The following is a 15,475-nucleotide window of genomic DNA, read 5'->3' on the forward strand; positions in this document are numbered from 1 at the left end:
GGGGTTCCTCCTCAGGCGTGGGTGAGGTCGAGCAGGGCGGACGCGTTCCGGCCACGCACGGCGTCGAGGTCGTCCTCGGACAGCCGGGCCGCGCGCAGGGCGGCGACGGGGTCGTCGGCGCCCATGTCGAAGGGGTAGTCGGAGCCGAGGAGCACACGGTCGGCGCCGGCCACACGGACCAGTTCCCGCAGGACGTGCGGGTCGTGGACGAGGGAGTCGAAGTACAGCCGCTTCAGGTAGCTGCTGGGCAGCTGGGCGCAGCCGGCGCCCGCGTCGGAACGGGCCGACCAGGCGTGGTCGGAACGGCCGATGTGGGTGGGCAGGTAACCGCCGCCGTGCGCCGCGATCAGCTTGAGGGGGTGGCGGTCGAGGACACCCGAGAAGATGAGGTGGGAGAGCGCGACCGCGTTCTCGGTGGGCTGGCCCACCGTGTTCGACAGGTACCACCGGTCCAGACGCTCGTCGAGCGTGCACCCGAAGGGGTGCAGGAAGACGACCGCGCCGGTCTGCGCCGCCCGGGCCCAGAAGGGCTCGTACGCGGGGTCGGAGAGCTCCCGGCCCGGCGCGTGGCTGGAGATCTCCACCCCGGCCAGCCCCTGTTCCAGGGCGTGGTCGAGGGCGCTCACCATGTGCTGCGGGTGCTGGAGCGGTACCAGTCCGAGGCCCCGCAGCCGGCCGGGCGCCGAGGCGCAGTGCGCCGCGGTCGCCTCGTTGGCCAGCCGGCAGACCTTCCCGGCCGTGTCCTCGTCGGCCCAGTAGTGGTAGTGCGAGGGGGAGGGGCTGACCAGCTGGACGTCCACGCCCTGCGCGTCCATCGCCGCGAGGCGCACGGCGGGGTCGGTCATCCTCGGGACGCGTTCGCGGACCATGGGGCCGTTGACGGCGAGCGCGGCGGGGCCGTTGCGCCGGGCGTCCAGTTCCCTGGCCTCCGCGTGGCCGGGCAGACCGGCCACCAGCGCGTCGATCTCCGGCAGCAGGACGTGGGCGTGTACGTCGACGGTCGGGGCAGCGCCCGTCCGGCGGCCGGCGGCGGCCGGGTGAGGGGCGGGTGCGGTCACGGAAGCTCCCGGAGCATCGTCATGGTGCGGCCCATGAGGCCGGGCACGTCCGCGTCGCGGACGCCGTCGAGCTGCCACCGCCCGATCTGCACGGACGCCTCCACGACCGGCCGGACACGTGCGACGCGCCGCTCGTAGTACGCCTGGAACAGGGCGTCGTCCCAGTCGTCGGCCGCGGTCAGCATCTGCGCGAGCACGGACGCGTCCTCCAGGGACAGGGCGGCACCCTGGGCGAGGGTGGGCGGGCAGCAGTGGGCCGCGTCGCCGATCAGCACCACCCGGCCGCGGTGCCAGGAGCCCTCGACCAGCAGGCGGTCGAACCAGGTGTAGTTGACCTTCGCCGCGTCCGTGACGGTTTCGGTGATCTCCGGCCAGAACCCGCCGTAGGCGGAGGTCAGACGGCGCATCTCGTCGGCGTACGACTCCGGGGGGATGGAGGCCCGGTCGCGGTTGGCCTCGACGACGTACGCGTAGAGGGTGGTCTCGCTGGTGGGGCAGTAGCCGGCGATGTAGGCGGGACCGCCGTAGGCGAGGTCGGTGCGGGTCACGCCGGCCGGGCGCGGGGCGGCGACCCGCCAGATGGCCATGCCGGTCGGCTCGGGCTTCGCCGTGATGCCGATGGCGGACCGGGTGGTGGAGCCGAGGCCGTCCGCCGCGACCACCAGGTCGTAGCGGTCCTCGGTGCCGTCGGTGAAGCGGACCGTGACGCCGCCGGCATCCTGGTCCAGCGACTCGGCGCGGGTACCGAGGCGCACCGACGCGCCGCTCGCCCGGACGGCCTCGATGAGGATCTGCTGGAGCCGGGGGCGCTGCATCCCGACGGTGGCCGGCAGGTCGTCGCCGCCGCTGCGGATGTCGTCCTGCACGTGCAGGACGGTGCCGTCCGGCGCCGTGATCCCCACCGAGCCGAAGCCGTAACCGGACGCCTCGACCTGTTCCCACACACCCAGCTCACGCAGCACCCGCAGAGCGTTGCCCTGGAGGGTGATGCCCGAGCCGGCGGTGGCGTTCCAGTCGTCCCTGGCCTCGATCAGATGCACCTCGACACCGGCGCGGCGCAGCAGCAGCGTCATGGCGTTGCCGGACGCGCCGCCACCGATCACCAGGACCTTGCGGGCTTCATTCATGGTGGAACTCCCTTGTTCCTGTCTCTACTTGACGGCGATCGGGTTGACGGGGGAGCCGACCGCGCCGGTGATCGGCAGGGGTGCGGCGGTGAGCCAGAAGTCGTACACGCCGTCGGCCGCGCAGTCCTCGGCGAGCGCGTCCAGGTCCCACATCTCGCCGATCAGCAGGCCGATGTTGGGGATGGCGACCTGGTGGAGCGGCTGGAAGGCGTGCTCGAACTCGTTGGGCCGGACCTCGAATCCCCAGGTGTCCGTGGCGATCGCGGCGATCTCGGTGCCGTGCAGCCAGCCGGCGGTGGTGAACGACAGGCCGGGGGCCGGGCCGCCCGCGTAGTCCCCCCAGCCCTCGCGGCGGACCCGGGAGAGCTGACCGGTACGGACCACGACGATGTCGCCGCGGCCGACCGCCACCCCCTGGGCCCCGGCGGTCGCCCTCAGGTGCTCCTCGGTGATCGCGAAACCGTCCGGCAGCTCGCCGTCCGTGCCGACCGCCCGCCCGACGTCCAGCAGCACACCGCGCCCGGCGACGTGCGGGGCCATGTGCTCGATACCGGTGACCAGGTCCCCGTCGGAGGTGACGGTCCTCCCGGCGTCACGCCCGTTCCACGCCTTGCCGTGGTCGAAGATGTGGCCCAGCCCGTCCCACTGCGTGGAGCACTGCAACGGCATCGCGATCACGTCGTCCGCGCCGCCGATGCCATGCGGAAAGCCCTGGAGGCCGAGGGACGCGTCGGTACCGGTGTCCAGCATGGTGTGCACCGGGTTGGTGCGGCGCCGCCAGCCCTTCTGCGGGCCGTCCATGTCGAAGCGCTGGGCGAGGGAGAAGCTGACGCCCCGCCGGATCAGCGCCGCGCCTTCCCGGCGCTTGTCCTCGTCGAGGAAGTTGAGGGTGCCCAGCACGTCGTCCTCGCCCCAGCGCCCCCAGTTCGAGTACGCCTTCGCCGCCCCGGCGACCGCCCCCTCGGGGTCGTGGCGGTCGAGGCTCACGGGGAGACCTCCGCCACGCAGCGGGTGCGCTGGGCGCCGAGACCGGTCACGGAGCCGTCCATGACGTCGCCGTCCCGCAGCAGCCGGCCCCAGTGCATGCCGTTGCCGGCCGGGGAGCCGGTCAGCACCAGGTCACCGGGCAGGAGCCGGGCGCTCTGCGACGCGTACGAGACCATGCGCGCCACGTCGAAGATCATGTCCTCGGTGGACTCGTCCTGCATGGTCTCGCCGTTCAGCTTCAGCACCAGGCGCAGGCCGCCGGTGTCCGGGACCGAGGCGGCGGGCACGATCCAGGGGCCGAGCGGCGTGAACCCGGGCGCGTTCTTGCTGCGCAGCCAGTCCGTACCGATCTGGGGCATGTCCCGGCGGAAGACGGTGGCGCGGTCGGTCAGGTCGTTGGCGATCGTGTAACCGGCGACGTACTCCAGCGCCTCCTCCACGGACACCTGGTGGGCGGGGCGGCCGATGACCGCCGCCAGCTCCAGCTCCCAGTCGGGCTTCTTCGCCCACGCCGGGAGCACGACGTCGTCGTACGGGCCGGTGATCGCGCTCGGCAGCCCGATGAAGACATACGGAAGGTCCTCGGCCGCCCGCCGGTCCATGATCTCCGCCGCTTCGGCGCGCCGCTCCTCCTCGGGACGGTCGTCGCCCGGGGCGCGGTGGGCGACATGCAGATCGATGACGTGCTGCCGGTAGTTCGCGCCGGACTGGAACACCTGACGCGGCTTGACGGGGGCGTGTACCCGGAAGTCCGCCAGTGGCCTCTTCTCCGCACCGCTGTCGCCGGCCAGCGCCTCCAGACGCGTCACCGTCGCGTCCCAGACGTCCAGGAGGCCGCGGACGGTCAGCCGGTCGTCCCCGAAGGCGGCGCGCAGGTCGACCACCTGGGCGTCCGCCGTGACGAGAGCGGGGAACTCCGGGCCGTCGGGCGCGGAGAGCGTGGCGAGGGCGTACGGGCCGGCGAACAGCGCGGACGCGGATACAGGTTTCACGAACATGTCCTCCTGATTGCGGTGCGACTAATCTGGACCCGCCACCTGCAATCAGGGAAATCGATTCTATGGATGGCTGCCATCCATCCTGTTTATTCCTCCCAGGTCGGAGGACTGTCGCATGAGGAAATCCTGTGAATCTGGCCCGTCTCGACCTCAATCTCGTCGTCGCCCTGCGCGCTCTGCTGGAGGAGCGCAACGTCACCCGCGCCGGACAGCGCGTCGGGCTCAGCCAGCCCGCGATGAGCGCCGCCCTGGCCCGGCTGCGCCGGCACTTCGACGACGACCTGCTCGCCCGCGTGGGCGGTCACTACGAACTCACCGCTCTCGGCCAGGTCCTCCTCCACCGCACAGCCACCGCCTGCGAGGTGATGGAGCGTCTCTTCGCGAGCCAGGCCGAGTTCGACCCGGGCAGCGAGACACGCGAGTTCAAGATCGTGGCATCCGACTACGCGGTCGCGGTGTTCGGCGCCGAACTCGCCCGGATCGTGCACGAGGAGGCTCCCGGCATCCGGCTCCGCTTCGCCCAGACCCCGCCCGGTGTGGTCGACGACACGGCCACCCTGCTGAGCACCACGGACGGGCTGTTCATGCCGCACGGGGTCATCAGCGACTTCCCCGCGACCGACCTCTACGGGGACCGCTGGGTCTTCCTCGTCGCCGAGGGCAATCCCGCGGTCGGCGACCGGCTCACCCGCGAGGATCTGGGGCGGCTGCCCTGGGTCACCTACCAGCGCACCTACGACGCCCCGGCCGTACGCCAGCTCGGCATGCTCGGCATCGAGCCGAGGGTGGAGGTCTCCGTCGACAGCTTCCAGCTGCTGCCGCTGCTGGTGCAGGGGACGCGGCGCATCACCCTGGTCCAGGAGCGCCTCGCCCGGCTCCTCGCCCCGCTCGCCGCCGTGCGCGTGGTGGAGCCGCCGTACGAAGCGGTTCCGCTCCGGGAGGCGCTGTGGTGGCACCCCGTGCACACGCACGACGCGGCGCACATCTGGCTGCGCGAGACGTGCGCCCGCGTCGGGGCCCGGATGGACGGCGCCTCGCCGGGCGCCGACGCCTGAAGTCCGGCCCGCCCCGCGCCGGCGGCCCCGGAAGGCGGCTTCCGGGGCGCGGCGGGCCCATGTGCTGATGTTCTGTCAGAAACGCTTGGTCTCAGGGGATTTCATGCGGGCTTTCCGCCCGGCACCAGCTTCCGGAGAGGGCCGTCGAGTTCACGCCGGTAGAAGTCGACGAAGCCGTCGGGGTCGGGCCCCGCGTTCTGCATCACCAGCCGGTCGAAGCCCGCGTCGACGAACTGCTGCGCCGCGTCGAGGTACCGCGCCGGATCGGGGCCGCAGGCGAACTTCCGCAGGATGTCCTCCTCGCGCACGGTGGTGGTGGCCGCGTCGAAGTTGACGGGGTTGGGCAGCTCGCTCATGACCTTCCAGCCGGTCAGTGCCCACCGCGAGGTGTCCAGTGCGGCCTGGGCCGCGGTGTGCTCGTCGGGCGCCCAGGCCATGGGCACCTCCGCGTACCGGGGGCCGGTGCCGCCGGCGTCGTGGTAGTGCCCGACGAGCTCCGGCCTGTCCTCGGTGGCGAACAGGCCGTCGCCCAGTTCGGCGGCGAGGGCCGCCGCCTCCCGTCCGCCCGCGGCCACCGCGATCAGGGGGAGCTCCTCGGGGAGGTCGAACACCCGGGCGTCCTCCAGCCGCAGGTGCTTGCCTTCGTAGGACCGGTACCCTCCGCTCCACAGCAGCCGGATGATCTCCAGGGCCTCCCGCAGCATCTCCTGCCGGGTGCTGACCGCGTCCGGGAAACCGCGGCCGACCACATGCTCGTTGAGCCGTTCCCCCGAGCCGAGACCGAGGACGAACCGGCCCTCGGACAGCAGCGCGAGCGTCGCCGCCGCCTGCGCGATGACCGCCGGGTGGTAACGCACGGTCGGGCACGTCACGCCGGTCGCCAGCCCGATCCGCGAGGTCCTGGCGGCGATGCTTCCCAGCACCGTCCACGCGAACGGCGAATGCCCCTGGTTGTCGAGCCACGGGTGGTAGTGGTCACTGATCTCGACGAAGTCGAAGCCCGCCTCCTCCGCCAGGACCGCCTGCCGTACCAGTTCCGCCGGACCGAACGCCTCGGCGGCGAGCTTGTAGCCGATCTCCATGGACGCCTCATTCCCTCGTCATCGTTTATCCGGATTCGCTCCTTCCGCACAGGGGTACCCCCCGACGCCGGGGCGTAACGCCGTCGCACCCGGGCCGAACCCGTCGGCCCCCGCCGCACGGACCGGGGCCACCGCTCCGTGACGGCGCAGGAGGCCGTACCCCGTGGCCCCGCGGCGCGGCGCGGGGGCCGGGCGGACCCCCGGCAGGGCGCGCGCCGGCCGGATGAGAACGCGGGCCCCCGCGTTTCGCGGCCGTCGGCGCGTGGCAAGGCCACCGGGGGCCCCGACGCGGGGCGCGCGCCCCGGTGGCGGGTACCGCACGGCCCGCGCCCCTGCCGCACGCCGTGTCCCGGCGGACCGTCACCCGGTGGCGGCTAGCCCGTTCGGTGAGGAGGCGAGCACCCCGTGGCCGTGGACGCCCGGTACGCCGGCGAACCCGGCCCGGGACCTTCCGACGCCTCGCCGCGGCCCAGGGCCGCGCCTCCTGCGCGGTGCCCGCTGCCACGGCACGGAGAAGACCGCGGGGCGCTCCGTGCGGCCGCCTTCCTCCCGCCGGCGGGGCCGGGGCGAGCGGCCGTCACGACGACGGCCACGACGGCCACGACGGCCACGACGGCAACGAAGGCAACGACGGCCGTGACGGCCATGACGGCCACGACGGCACGAGACAAGGAGCTGTTCATGGAGACCGACCGGTCCACAGGCAAGCGGATCGTGGTCACGGGCGCCACGGGCAACGTCGGGACGAGCGTGGTCCGCGCGCTGGCCGCCGACCCGGAGGTCGCCTCGGTCCTCGCACTGGCCCGACGGCGTCCCTCGCTGGACATCGCCGGTGTGGAGTGGCAGACCGCCGACCTCTCGCGGTCCGACAGCGCGGACCGCCTCACCGGTCTGCTGCGGGGAGCCGACGCCCTCGTCCACCTGGCCTGGCGCTTCCAGCCCACCCACGATCCCGTCGTCACCTGGCGCAGCAACGTACTCGGTTCCGTGCGGGTCTTCGACGCGGTGGCGCGCAGCGGGGTCCCGGCCCTGGTGCACGCCTCGTCCGTCGGCGCCTACTCGCCCGGCCCCAAGGAGGAACCCGGAGTCGGCGAGGAATGGCCCACCCACGGCTGGCCCGACGCGGCCTACTGCCGGGAGAAGGCCTACCTGGAGCGGGTACTGGACGCCTTCGAGCTGCGCCACCCGGAGGTCCGGGTGGTCCGGATGAGGCCCGGTTTCCTCTTCAAGGAGACGGCGGCGGCCGAGCAGCGGCGCATCTTCGCCGGACGGTACGTGCCGGGTCCCCTGCTGCGGCCGGGCCTGCTGCCCTTCGTCCCCGACCTGGACGGCCTGCGCTTCCAGGCGCTGCATACCGGTGACGCCGCGGAGGCGTACCGGCTGGCCGCCCTGCGGGACGTACGCGGTGCCTTCAACCTGGCGGCCGGCCCGGTGATCGACGCACGGAAGCTGGGCGGCCTGCTCGGTGCCCGGGTCGTGCGCGTTCCCAGGGCGCCGGCCCGTGCCGTACTCGCGGCCCTGTGGCGGGCCCATGCCGTACCGGCCTCGCCCCATCTCTTCGACGCCGTCCTGCGGCTGCCGGTCCTGGACTCCCGAAGAGCCCGCGAGGTACTGGGGTGGCAGCCGTCCCGGTCGTCCGAGGAGGCGCTGAGCGCCTTTCTGCGCGGGGTGCGCAGCGGCCGGGGGGAGGACACCGCGCCGCTGGCCGGCCGGAGGACCGGCTGACCCCGTGAACGGGGCACGGAGCGGTCCCGGCCCGTGCCGTGCCCGGCGGGCCGGGACCGTACCGGCCCGCCGCCCGGGTTCAGGGCCGGCGCCAGTCGTCGGAGGACAGATGCGAGCCCGCCTGCGGGCCCATGCGCAGCATCCCGCCGTCCACCACCCAGGAGGCCCCGGTCGTGTACGACGCCTCCGGCCCGGCCAGGAAGGCGACGACGGAGGCCACCTCCCGGGCGTCGCCGGGCCGGCCGAGCGGGATTCCGGGCCGGTCCACCCCCGCCACCTCCACGTCCTCCTGACCGGTCATCGGGGTCGCGATCTCCCCGGGAGCCACCGCGTTCACCGTGATCCCGTACTCCGCCAGTTCCAGCGCCATCACCTGCGTCAGCAGCCCCAGGCCGCCCTTCGCCGCGCAGTAGGGGGCCGCTCCCACCCTCGGCTGGTGCTCGTGCACCGAGGTGATGTTCACGATGCGGCCGCCCTCGCCCCGGTCGATCATGCGGCGGGCCGCGCGCTGGGACAGGAGCAAGGGCCCGACGAGGTCCACGTCGACCACCTGCCGGACCGTGGCGAGATCCAGGTCGAGGAAGCGGCTGGCCGTCCCCGTACCGGCGCAGTTGACCAGGACGTCGACGCGGCCCAGCGTCTCCGCGAGGACGTCCACCACGTCCGCTGCGGCCGGCAGGTCCGAGAGGTCCAGACGGGCCGATACGGCGCGGCGCCCCGAGGCGCGCACCTCGCGCACCGTGGCCTCGCCTCCCTCGCGGTCGCGGTGCCAGGTGACGCCCACGTCCATGCCCTGCTGCCCGAGTTTCACCGCCACGGCTCTGCCGATCCCCGAATCCGCGCCCGTCACGAGCGCCACCGGGGGGATCCGCCGGGTCTCTTCCGTCATCTCTGCCTCCTGAGGGGCGTGTCGCGGGCCGTCGGCGTCCCGAGGACGTGCCGACGTCGGGAGATACGCGCCGGCGTCCCGGGGGCGTGCGCCGGCGTTCAGGGCGGGATGCCGCTCCCGGCGGAGCGAGGGCGCACCGGCGGCTCCTGCCTCCCCGCTCCGGACCGTGCGGCGGAGGCGTCCGGCCGTGGCGGGCGTACGGGGCAGAGGTGCGCGGCAGTCCCGCACCCGAAGCGCGAACACTCACGTACCCGTGGAAAACGGGGACAAACGCATGGCGGCTTCTCGCCGCCGGAACCTCCGGGGCGCCCCGGAGGGCTCCTCGCGGGGGAGCCGGCGGGGCCCGCGCGGGGGCCTCCGGGAGGGGCCGGGGGTCGCCCGCAGGGCGTGCACGCGCCTTCGCACTTGCACAGGCGTCGTCCGGCCGGGACTCTGGTGGAGCAAGGCGGGCGAACAGCCGGTCACGACCGGCCGCCTTCCCCGGGGTGACGGCGAAGACGCCGGGTCACCCGGTCCCGACCCTCCCGCCGCTCCCCCTTCCCCACCGCTCCGTTCCGATGCCACTGCCCCGTTCCGATGTGCGGACGGCTCTGCCGGGCGCGCGGTGCGGTGTCAGGGACCGGAGACCTCCTCCCGCGCCCGGCCCGGCGTCCGCCGGCCCCTGAGCGGCGGATCCCTGAGGCGGGGGCGGGCCCAGCGGAGCCGGTCTCCCGCTCCGCGTCCCGGCGGGCACCCTGAAGTGAGAGAGAGGCTGAGCGCGATGCTGTCAGCACATCCCGCGGTACTCGAAGAGCTGCTGCGCCGCTACGACGAACTCCGGGCGAAACACGCCGAGGACCACGACGAGGTGCGCAGACGCCTCGAGGACGTCTGCTACACCCTGTGCGTCTCCACCGGGACGCGGGACATCGCCAAGGCGATCGACGCGGCCCGTGAACAGGTGCGCCGCTCGTCGTTCGGGAGGTGGGCCTCGGCTCCCGCCTGAACGGCACCGGTACCCGGCTGAACGGCACCGGTACCCGGCTGAACGGCACCGGTACCCGGCTGAACGGCACCGGTACCCGGCTGGACAGCGCCGGTGCCCGTCTCCTCCTCCGCGTACAGGGAGGCGGAGACGGGCACCGGCCGGTCCGCTCGCGGGTCAGGACGCCGGGTAGGGGTGGTCGGCGAGCAGCCGTGCCAGATGCACGGTATTGACGGCGAGTGTGCGGGTCGTGGAGGCGACGGCCTCGGGGACCTCGTCCAGGTCCTGGTAGTCGGTGCCGTGCATGGCTTCGCCCACCCAGTACGTGACCGCGCCCGGAGCCAGGGAGAAACCGACGTCGTCCAGCCCCTGGAACACGTCGGCGCTCACCTTGTGCGCCCCGTCCTCGTTGCCCACGACGGCCACGGCCGCCACCTTCCCGTAGAGGTGGGGGCGGCCCTGGTCGTCCGTCTCGGACAGTTCGGCGTCGAGGCGCTCCAGGACCCGCTGGCAGACGCTGGAGGGGTGCCCGAGCCAGATGGGCGTCGCCACCAGGAGGATGTCGCTCGCCAGGACCTTCTCCCGGAGGGCCGGCCAGGCATCACCGCCGCCCATGTCCACCCCGACACCCGGGCGGACATCGTGGTCGGCCACACGGACGATCTCGCCCCGCACGCCATGGCGTTCGAACTCGGCCATGACCTGCTCGGCCAGGAGATGGCTGCTGGATCGTGCGGGCGAGGCGTTCAAGGTGCAGACGAGAGCGAGTGCGCGCATGACCGGATGTCTCCTCGGGCTCGGTGGGGAGTGGCGCTCGGCGGCACGAGGAGACCGGACGCCACGCCGCCTCGGGGCGGCCGGGGCGCACGGGCCGTTCGGACCGGATGCATACAGACAAGACAGATAAAGCGGATGCGTCTGGAAGGCGTCCTACGGCATGCCGGGAAGGCACCCGCCCGGGCGAGGATCCGGTGCCGGGCGGCCGGGGGCCGGGCCCCGGGGCGACAGCGGCACGGGCCGGACGGGACGGCTTTGGGGCCGTTCCGTCCGGAGGGGGAACGGCCATGGGGCGCGGGTGCGCCGGAAGGCCGCCGCAGGCCCTGCCGGCCTTCCGGCCGGGTCTGGTCCCGGCGGCCCTCGTGCCGGTGGCGCGGGGTGCCGAGGAGGCCTGCGGCGGCTGTGCCGAAGTTTCCGTCACGGGTGGTCGGGGCGCTGCGCGGGCGGTATGCCGCCGCCCCGGCCGCCTCCCGACCTGCCCTTGTCCGTGCCGTGGGGCCGGCCACTGCCCCGTGGGGTGCCGGGCTGCCGCGCCTTCAGTTCGGCGCTGTCCTGCGGGGTTCCTCCGCCTTTGTCGCTGCGCCTCTTCTCGGGCTGCTGCGGGTTCGACATGGCGTTCGCTCCTTTGCCTCATTCCTGAGAACCGGATGGGTCCACCAGAGGTCGAGTGCCCGAGCATGGGTGTCCGAAACATCCTTTTAAGGCCCTTTGGCTGGGTGTCCTGTCAGGTCTCTTTTCGGCCGGACAGCCCACCGGGACCCCCGAGTCGTGCGTGGGGCCGGGGCGGCGGCGACCCTACGGCGACGGTGACGGCGGGGGCACCGGCCTTCGGTGGTGCGGATCGGTGCGGAGGGATGCGGAAGGGTGCGGATCGGTGTGGTGCTACGGCGTGAGCGGACGGGGGCCGGGCCGCGGCCGTTGACCCGTTTGCGCGCCCCGTACGGAGGCCGGAGGCTGGAACCCGGGGGCCCGGACAGGTGCGGCCGCCGGGCGCGCCGGGCCCCGTCGCGAAGGAGGCCATGCGATGACCACGGTCAGGGACATGCTCGCCACCCACCCCGCCGGTCTCGGCGGCGTCGACCGGGAGAAGCTCGGCCGCTGCATCGAGGAGTGCGTCGCCTGCGCGCAGACGTGTACCGCGTGCGCGGACGCCTGCCTGGCCGAAGAGATGGTCGGCGACCTCGTCAGGTGCGTCCGCACCGACCTGGACTGCGCCGGCATCTGCGCCGCCACCGCCGCCGTGCTGACCCGCCGCACCGGTGGCGACGCCGATGTCACCCGCGCCGTCCTCCAGGCGTGCGCGGTGGCGTGCAAGGCGTGTGCCGACGTATGCGAATCCCACGCGGACGTGCACGAGCACTGCCGCCTGTGTGCCGAAGCCTGCCGGTCCTGTGAACGGGCGTGCGACGAGCTGCTCCGGACGCCGGACCTGCGGGCCGGCTGAACGGCCGGTCCACGACGGGGACTTGTCAGGAGAGGGCGGTCCTGGGTCGCGCGGGCGCCGGCGTCCGTACCCCGCGGGCCGGTTTCAGCCGGCCGTCGTCGGCTCGGGCCGGTCGGCCGCCCGGGCGTCACGCGCTCCCATGCGCAGGTGCTCCACGTGGTAGAGGGCCTGGTCGAGGAGTTCGGCGACATGGTCGTCGTAGAGGGCGTAGATGATCGAGCGGCCGTGACGCTCGCCGGTGACCAGGCCGAGATTGCGCAGCAGGCGCAACTGGTGGGAACAGGCGGAAGACTCCATGCCCACGGCGGTCGCCAGGTCGTTGACGGAACACGGTCCTTCCTGGAGCCGGGCCAGGATGTGCAGACGTGAGGGGGTGGCCAGGGCCTGGAGGGTCGCCGCGACGTCGGCGGTCCCGACCGCGTCGAGGCGCTCGCGGGGAGTGGCGTTGCTGGTGGTGTCGACTCCGTGGCCCATGGGGCCATCCTACCCATCACTACTGAAAACCTGTTCAGGTGTTCCTGTATGGTGGGTGCGTCGCAGCCGGTCGCCCGTGAAGGGTCGTTCTGTCATGTCTTCAGCTCTGGAGCAGGGGGTCGCGTCCGCCCCCGCACCGCCCGCCCGGTCCTTGCCGCGGCGCCGCGCCCGCGTCCTGGCGCTGCCCGAGGTCCGCTGGGCGCTGGCCTCTCTGACGCTGTTCCTGGCCGCCCTGCCGCTGGAGCTGCTCGGCGCCCCGGCGTGGACCTGGGGACCGCTGTTCGCCGCCACCTACGTCACCGGCGGCTGGGAACCGGGGTGGGAGGGGCTGAAGGCCCTGAAGGACAGGACCCTCGACGTGGATCTCCTGATGGTGGTCGCCGCCCTCGGCGCCGCCGCCGTAGGACAGGTCCTCGACGGGGCGCTGCTGATCGTCATCTTCGCGACCTCCGGCGCCCTGGAGGCGGTGGCGACCGCCCGCACCGCGGACTCGGTACGCGGTCTGCTCGGCCTGGCCCCCGCCACGGCGACCAGACTCCTGCCCGACGGCGGTGAGGAGACGGTCGGAGCCGGCGAACTGCGGCCCGGGGACACGGTCCTGGTCCGGCCCGGTGAGCGGATCGGCGCCGACGGCCGGGTGCTCGCCGGGGAGAGCGACGTCGACCAGGCCACCATCACCGGCGAACCGCTCCCGGTGTCCAGGCAGGCGGGTGACGAAGTGTTCGCCGGCACCGTCAACGGCACCGGTGCCCTGCGGGTACGGGTGGAACGCGACCCGGCGGACTCGGTGATCGCCCGCATCGTGAAGATGGTCGAGGAAGCCTCCGAGACCAAGGCGCCCACCCAGCTGTTCATCGAGAAGATCGAGCAGCGGTACTCCCTCGGCATGGTGATCGCCACCCTCGCGGTCTTCGCCGTGCCCCTGGCCTTCGGCTCCGATCCGCGGTCCGCCCTGCTCCGGGCGATGACCTTCATGATCGTGGCCTCCCCGTGCGCGGTGGTGCTGTCCACCATGCCGCCACTGCTGTCGGCCATCGCCAACGCCGGACGGCACGGTGTCCTGGCCAAGTCCGCCGTCGTCATGGAACGCCTCGGGCAGACCGACACGGTCGCCCTGGACAAGACCGGCACCCTCACCGAAGGCGCCCCGCGCGTCACCGACACGTACGCCCTGCCCGGCGCGGGCCTCACCGAGGAGGCGCTCCTGACCCTGGCGGCCGCCGCCGAGCACCCCAGCGAACACCCGCTGGCCCGGGCCGTCGTCGACGCCGCCCGTGAACGGAACCTGCCCCTGCCCGACGCGACCGCCTTCACCTCCGCCCCCGGACAGGGTGTGAGCGCCACCGTCGACGGCCACGTCGTCCAGGTCGGGTCCCCGGCCCGCCTCCGCCCCCACGTCACCGGCCCCGCACGGGCCCTCGTACGGGAGCTGGAGGGCGCCGGGCGGACCGCGGTGCTGGTGCTGCGCGACGGCGTCCCGGCCGGGGTGATCGGTGTCGCCGACCGGCTGCGGCCGGACGCCGCGGCCACCGTCGCCGCCCTCACCGGACTGACCGGGCGGCCACCCGTACTGCTGACCGGTGACAACGAGAAGGCCGCCCGGCACCTGGCCGGCCAGGTCGGCATCACCGACGTCCGAGCCGGTCTGCTGCCCCAGGACAAGGTGGCCGCGGTCCGGCAGTGGGAGAGTGAGGGCCGTACCGTGCTGGTGGTCGGTGACGGCGTCAACGACGCCCCCGCCCTGGCCGCCGCGCACTCCGGCATCGCCATGGGCAAGGCGGGTTCCGACCTCGCCCTGGAGACCGCCGACGCCGTCGTCGTCCGCGACGAACTCGCCACCGTCCCCGCAGTGATCGCCCTCTCCCGGACCGCCCGGCGCCTGGTCACCCAGAACCTCGTCATCGCGGGCCTGTTCATCACGGTCCTGGTGGTCTGGGACCTGGTGGGCACGCTGCCGCTGCCGCTCGGTGTGGCCGGCCACGAGGGCTCCACGGTCGTCGTCGGCCTCAACGGCCTGCGCCTGCTGCGCGAAACGGCCTGGCGGACCCCCTGCCCGGCGGCCCCGCCCGAGCACACCGGGCAGGCGCTCCACGCGGACCCGGCCCCCGCGTCGCCCCGGTGACCGGAACCGGGCAGGCTTCCCGGCGGCAGGGCCCCCGGGCCCGTACGCCTGGACGGGGGCACCCTGGTAGGCCGGTCCGTGATCGGGTACCTGGAGGCGTATGAGCACAGGCAACCCCGACCCCGACCCGCACACCACCCCGGGCCTCGAGCCCGGCGGCGGTGTACCCGCGGGCGAGACGCCCCCGGCCGAGGGGAGCACCTCCGAGGCCGGTCCGCGGCACACACCCCCAGGGGCTGGGGCAAAGGGCCGCTGATCGCGATCCTCACCGTTGTCGTGCTGGTGGCGGCCTTCTTCCTGGCCTACGCCCTCCTGCTGTAAGAGCACCGCGCGAAAGAGGCGGCCGGTCACGCCGGGGCGGCCATGACGGGGCGGGCCCGTCGGGCGGGCGGTCATGACGGGACGGCCCCGTCGGGCGGGCGGTCATGACGGGCGGTCACACCGGGTGGCCTGCCACCCTCACGGCCCGGTCCGCCGGACGTGCCACCGCTCCACGGATTCCCGCGCCCGGCACTCCCGCGTCCGGGCGGCGGCCTCCTCCCGTTCGCCCTCCCTTCTCCTGGCGTCGTCGTCGAGGGCGATGCCGTCGGCCCTCTTCTTCATTCCCGCGAGCCGCCGGAGCCTGGCTCCGACGATTTCCGCTGTCCTGCTCATGGGCCCTCCTGACCTGTACCGGATTTCGCCGTCGTGCCGGAGCGGCGCCAGGGGAAGGGCGGGCCGGCCGGGGGAGGGCCGGCCGGCGGACCCCACCGCCCGCCGACGGCGGGCAGCCT

The 15,475-nt window shown here is 73.7% G+C and carries 15 protein-coding genes and 2 pseudogenes; 7 read left to right on the top strand and 10 right to left on the bottom strand.

Translation table 11 applies throughout. The features are described from left to right. Positions 1-11: 11 nt before the first annotated feature. From CP967_RS29765 to CP967_RS29780, 4 genes are read right to left on the bottom strand one after another with little or no spacing between them, the layout of a single operon-like run. On the bottom strand, positions 12-1,058 hold the full coding sequence (locus CP967_RS29765; protein WP_150490931.1) for an amidohydrolase family protein: 1,047 nt from the start codon (positions 1,056-1,058) through the stop codon (positions 12-14). Then, a complete protein-coding gene (locus CP967_RS29770; RefSeq protein WP_150490932.1) occupies positions 1,055-2,185 on the bottom strand; it encodes an FAD-dependent oxidoreductase in 1,131 nt (376 codons plus the stop codon). The genes CP967_RS29765 and CP967_RS29770 overlap by 4 nt, the downstream gene beginning before the upstream one ends. A 24-nt stretch (positions 2,186-2,209) precedes the next feature. Beyond that, the gene (locus CP967_RS29775) at positions 2,210-3,172 is read right to left on the bottom strand and encodes a cyclase family protein (protein WP_150490933.1); all 963 of its coding nucleotides are present in this window, start codon (positions 3,170-3,172) and stop codon (positions 2,210-2,212) included. Continuing rightward, the gene (locus CP967_RS29780) at positions 3,169-4,170 is read right to left on the bottom strand and encodes a fumarylacetoacetate hydrolase family protein (protein WP_150490934.1); all 1,002 of its coding nucleotides are present in this window, start codon (positions 4,168-4,170) and stop codon (positions 3,169-3,171) included. Before CP967_RS29780 ends, CP967_RS29775 begins: the two co-directional genes overlap by 4 nt. Positions 4,171-4,298: 128 nt before the next feature. Here CP967_RS29780 and CP967_RS29785 point away from each other — a divergent pair, with 128 nt between their 5' ends. Next, positions 4,299-5,225, top strand: a complete 927-nt coding sequence (locus tag CP967_RS29785) for a LysR family transcriptional regulator (RefSeq protein WP_150490935.1) — start codon at positions 4,299-4,301, stop codon at positions 5,223-5,225. 101 nt (positions 5,226-5,326) lie between these two features. Here CP967_RS29785 and CP967_RS29790 read toward each other — a convergent pair whose 3' ends face one another. Beyond that, positions 5,327-6,307 carry a TIGR03557 family F420-dependent LLM class oxidoreductase gene (locus CP967_RS29790; protein WP_150490936.1) on the bottom strand — a complete coding sequence of 327 codons (981 nt, stop codon included), beginning with the start codon at positions 6,305-6,307 and terminating at the stop codon, positions 5,327-5,329. Positions 6,308-6,988: 681 nt separating this feature from the next. On the opposite strand from CP967_RS29790, the gene CP967_RS29795 reads away from it, so the two are divergent. Further along, positions 6,989-8,032 (top strand): NAD-dependent epimerase/dehydratase family protein, encoded by a 1,044-nt coding sequence (locus CP967_RS29795; protein ID WP_150490937.1) that lies wholly within the window; start codon positions 6,989-6,991, stop codon positions 8,030-8,032. A gap of 79 nt (positions 8,033-8,111) precedes the next feature. Here CP967_RS29795 and CP967_RS29800 read toward each other — a convergent pair whose 3' ends face one another. Then, positions 8,112-8,921: an SDR family oxidoreductase gene (locus CP967_RS29800; RefSeq protein ID WP_150490938.1), complete on the bottom strand. Its 810-nt coding sequence runs from the start codon at positions 8,919-8,921 to the stop codon at positions 8,112-8,114. A gap of 760 nt (positions 8,922-9,681) precedes the next feature. Between CP967_RS29800 and CP967_RS29805 the strand changes: the two genes are divergently transcribed. Then, on the top strand, positions 9,682-9,906 hold the full coding sequence (locus CP967_RS29805) for a DUF5133 domain-containing protein (RefSeq protein ID WP_150490939.1): 225 nt from the start codon (positions 9,682-9,684) through the stop codon (positions 9,904-9,906). Between the two features lie 156 nt (positions 9,907-10,062). On the opposite strand, the gene CP967_RS29810 is transcribed toward CP967_RS29805, so the two are convergent. After that, positions 10,063-10,662, bottom strand: coding sequence for a flavodoxin family protein (locus tag CP967_RS29810; protein ID WP_150490940.1), 600 nt, complete (start codon positions 10,660-10,662; stop codon positions 10,063-10,065). 417 nt (positions 10,663-11,079) lie between these two features. After that, positions 11,080-11,274 carry a hypothetical protein gene (locus tag CP967_RS29815; protein WP_150490941.1) on the bottom strand — a complete coding sequence of 65 codons (195 nt, stop codon included), beginning with the start codon at positions 11,272-11,274 and terminating at the stop codon, positions 11,080-11,082. Positions 11,275-11,686: 412 nt separating this feature from the next. On the opposite strand from CP967_RS29815, the gene CP967_RS29820 reads away from it, so the two are divergent. Then, positions 11,687-12,106: a four-helix bundle copper-binding protein gene (locus tag CP967_RS29820; protein ID WP_150490942.1), complete on the top strand. Its 420-nt coding sequence runs from the start codon at positions 11,687-11,689 to the stop codon at positions 12,104-12,106. Positions 12,107-12,190: 84 nt separating this feature from the next. On the opposite strand, the gene CP967_RS29825 is transcribed toward CP967_RS29820, so the two are convergent. Beyond that, positions 12,191-12,580, bottom strand: coding sequence for an ArsR/SmtB family transcription factor (locus CP967_RS29825; RefSeq protein ID WP_150490943.1), 390 nt, complete (start codon positions 12,578-12,580; stop codon positions 12,191-12,193). 94 nt (positions 12,581-12,674) lie between these two features. Here CP967_RS29825 and CP967_RS29830 point away from each other — a divergent pair, with 94 nt between their 5' ends. The 3 genes and pseudogenes from CP967_RS29830 to CP967_RS34905 form a co-directional block, all read left to right on the top strand. After that, positions 12,675-14,702, top strand: a complete 2,028-nt coding sequence (locus CP967_RS29830; protein ID WP_150490944.1) for a heavy metal translocating P-type ATPase — start codon at positions 12,675-12,677, stop codon at positions 14,700-14,702. Between the two features lie 100 nt (positions 14,703-14,802). Continuing rightward, positions 14,803-14,874 (top strand): annotated as a pseudogene (locus CP967_RS35495) (DUF6480 family protein); the annotation flags it as partial. A gap of 2 nt (positions 14,875-14,876) precedes the next feature. Further along, positions 14,877-15,023, top strand: a pseudogene (locus CP967_RS34905) (DUF6480 family protein); the annotation flags it as partial. Between the two features lie 138 nt (positions 15,024-15,161). Here the strand turns inward: CP967_RS34905 and CP967_RS29840 are convergent. Next, positions 15,162-15,356, bottom strand: a complete 195-nt coding sequence (locus tag CP967_RS29840; RefSeq protein WP_150490945.1) for a hypothetical protein — start codon at positions 15,354-15,356, stop codon at positions 15,162-15,164. Positions 15,357-15,475 lie beyond the last annotated feature (119 nt).

Origin of the sequence: Streptomyces nitrosporeus (assembly GCF_008704555.1) — a bacterium.
In the GTDB taxonomy this organism is placed as follows: Bacteria; Actinomycetota; Actinomycetes; order Streptomycetales; family Streptomycetaceae; genus Streptomyces; species Streptomyces nitrosporeus.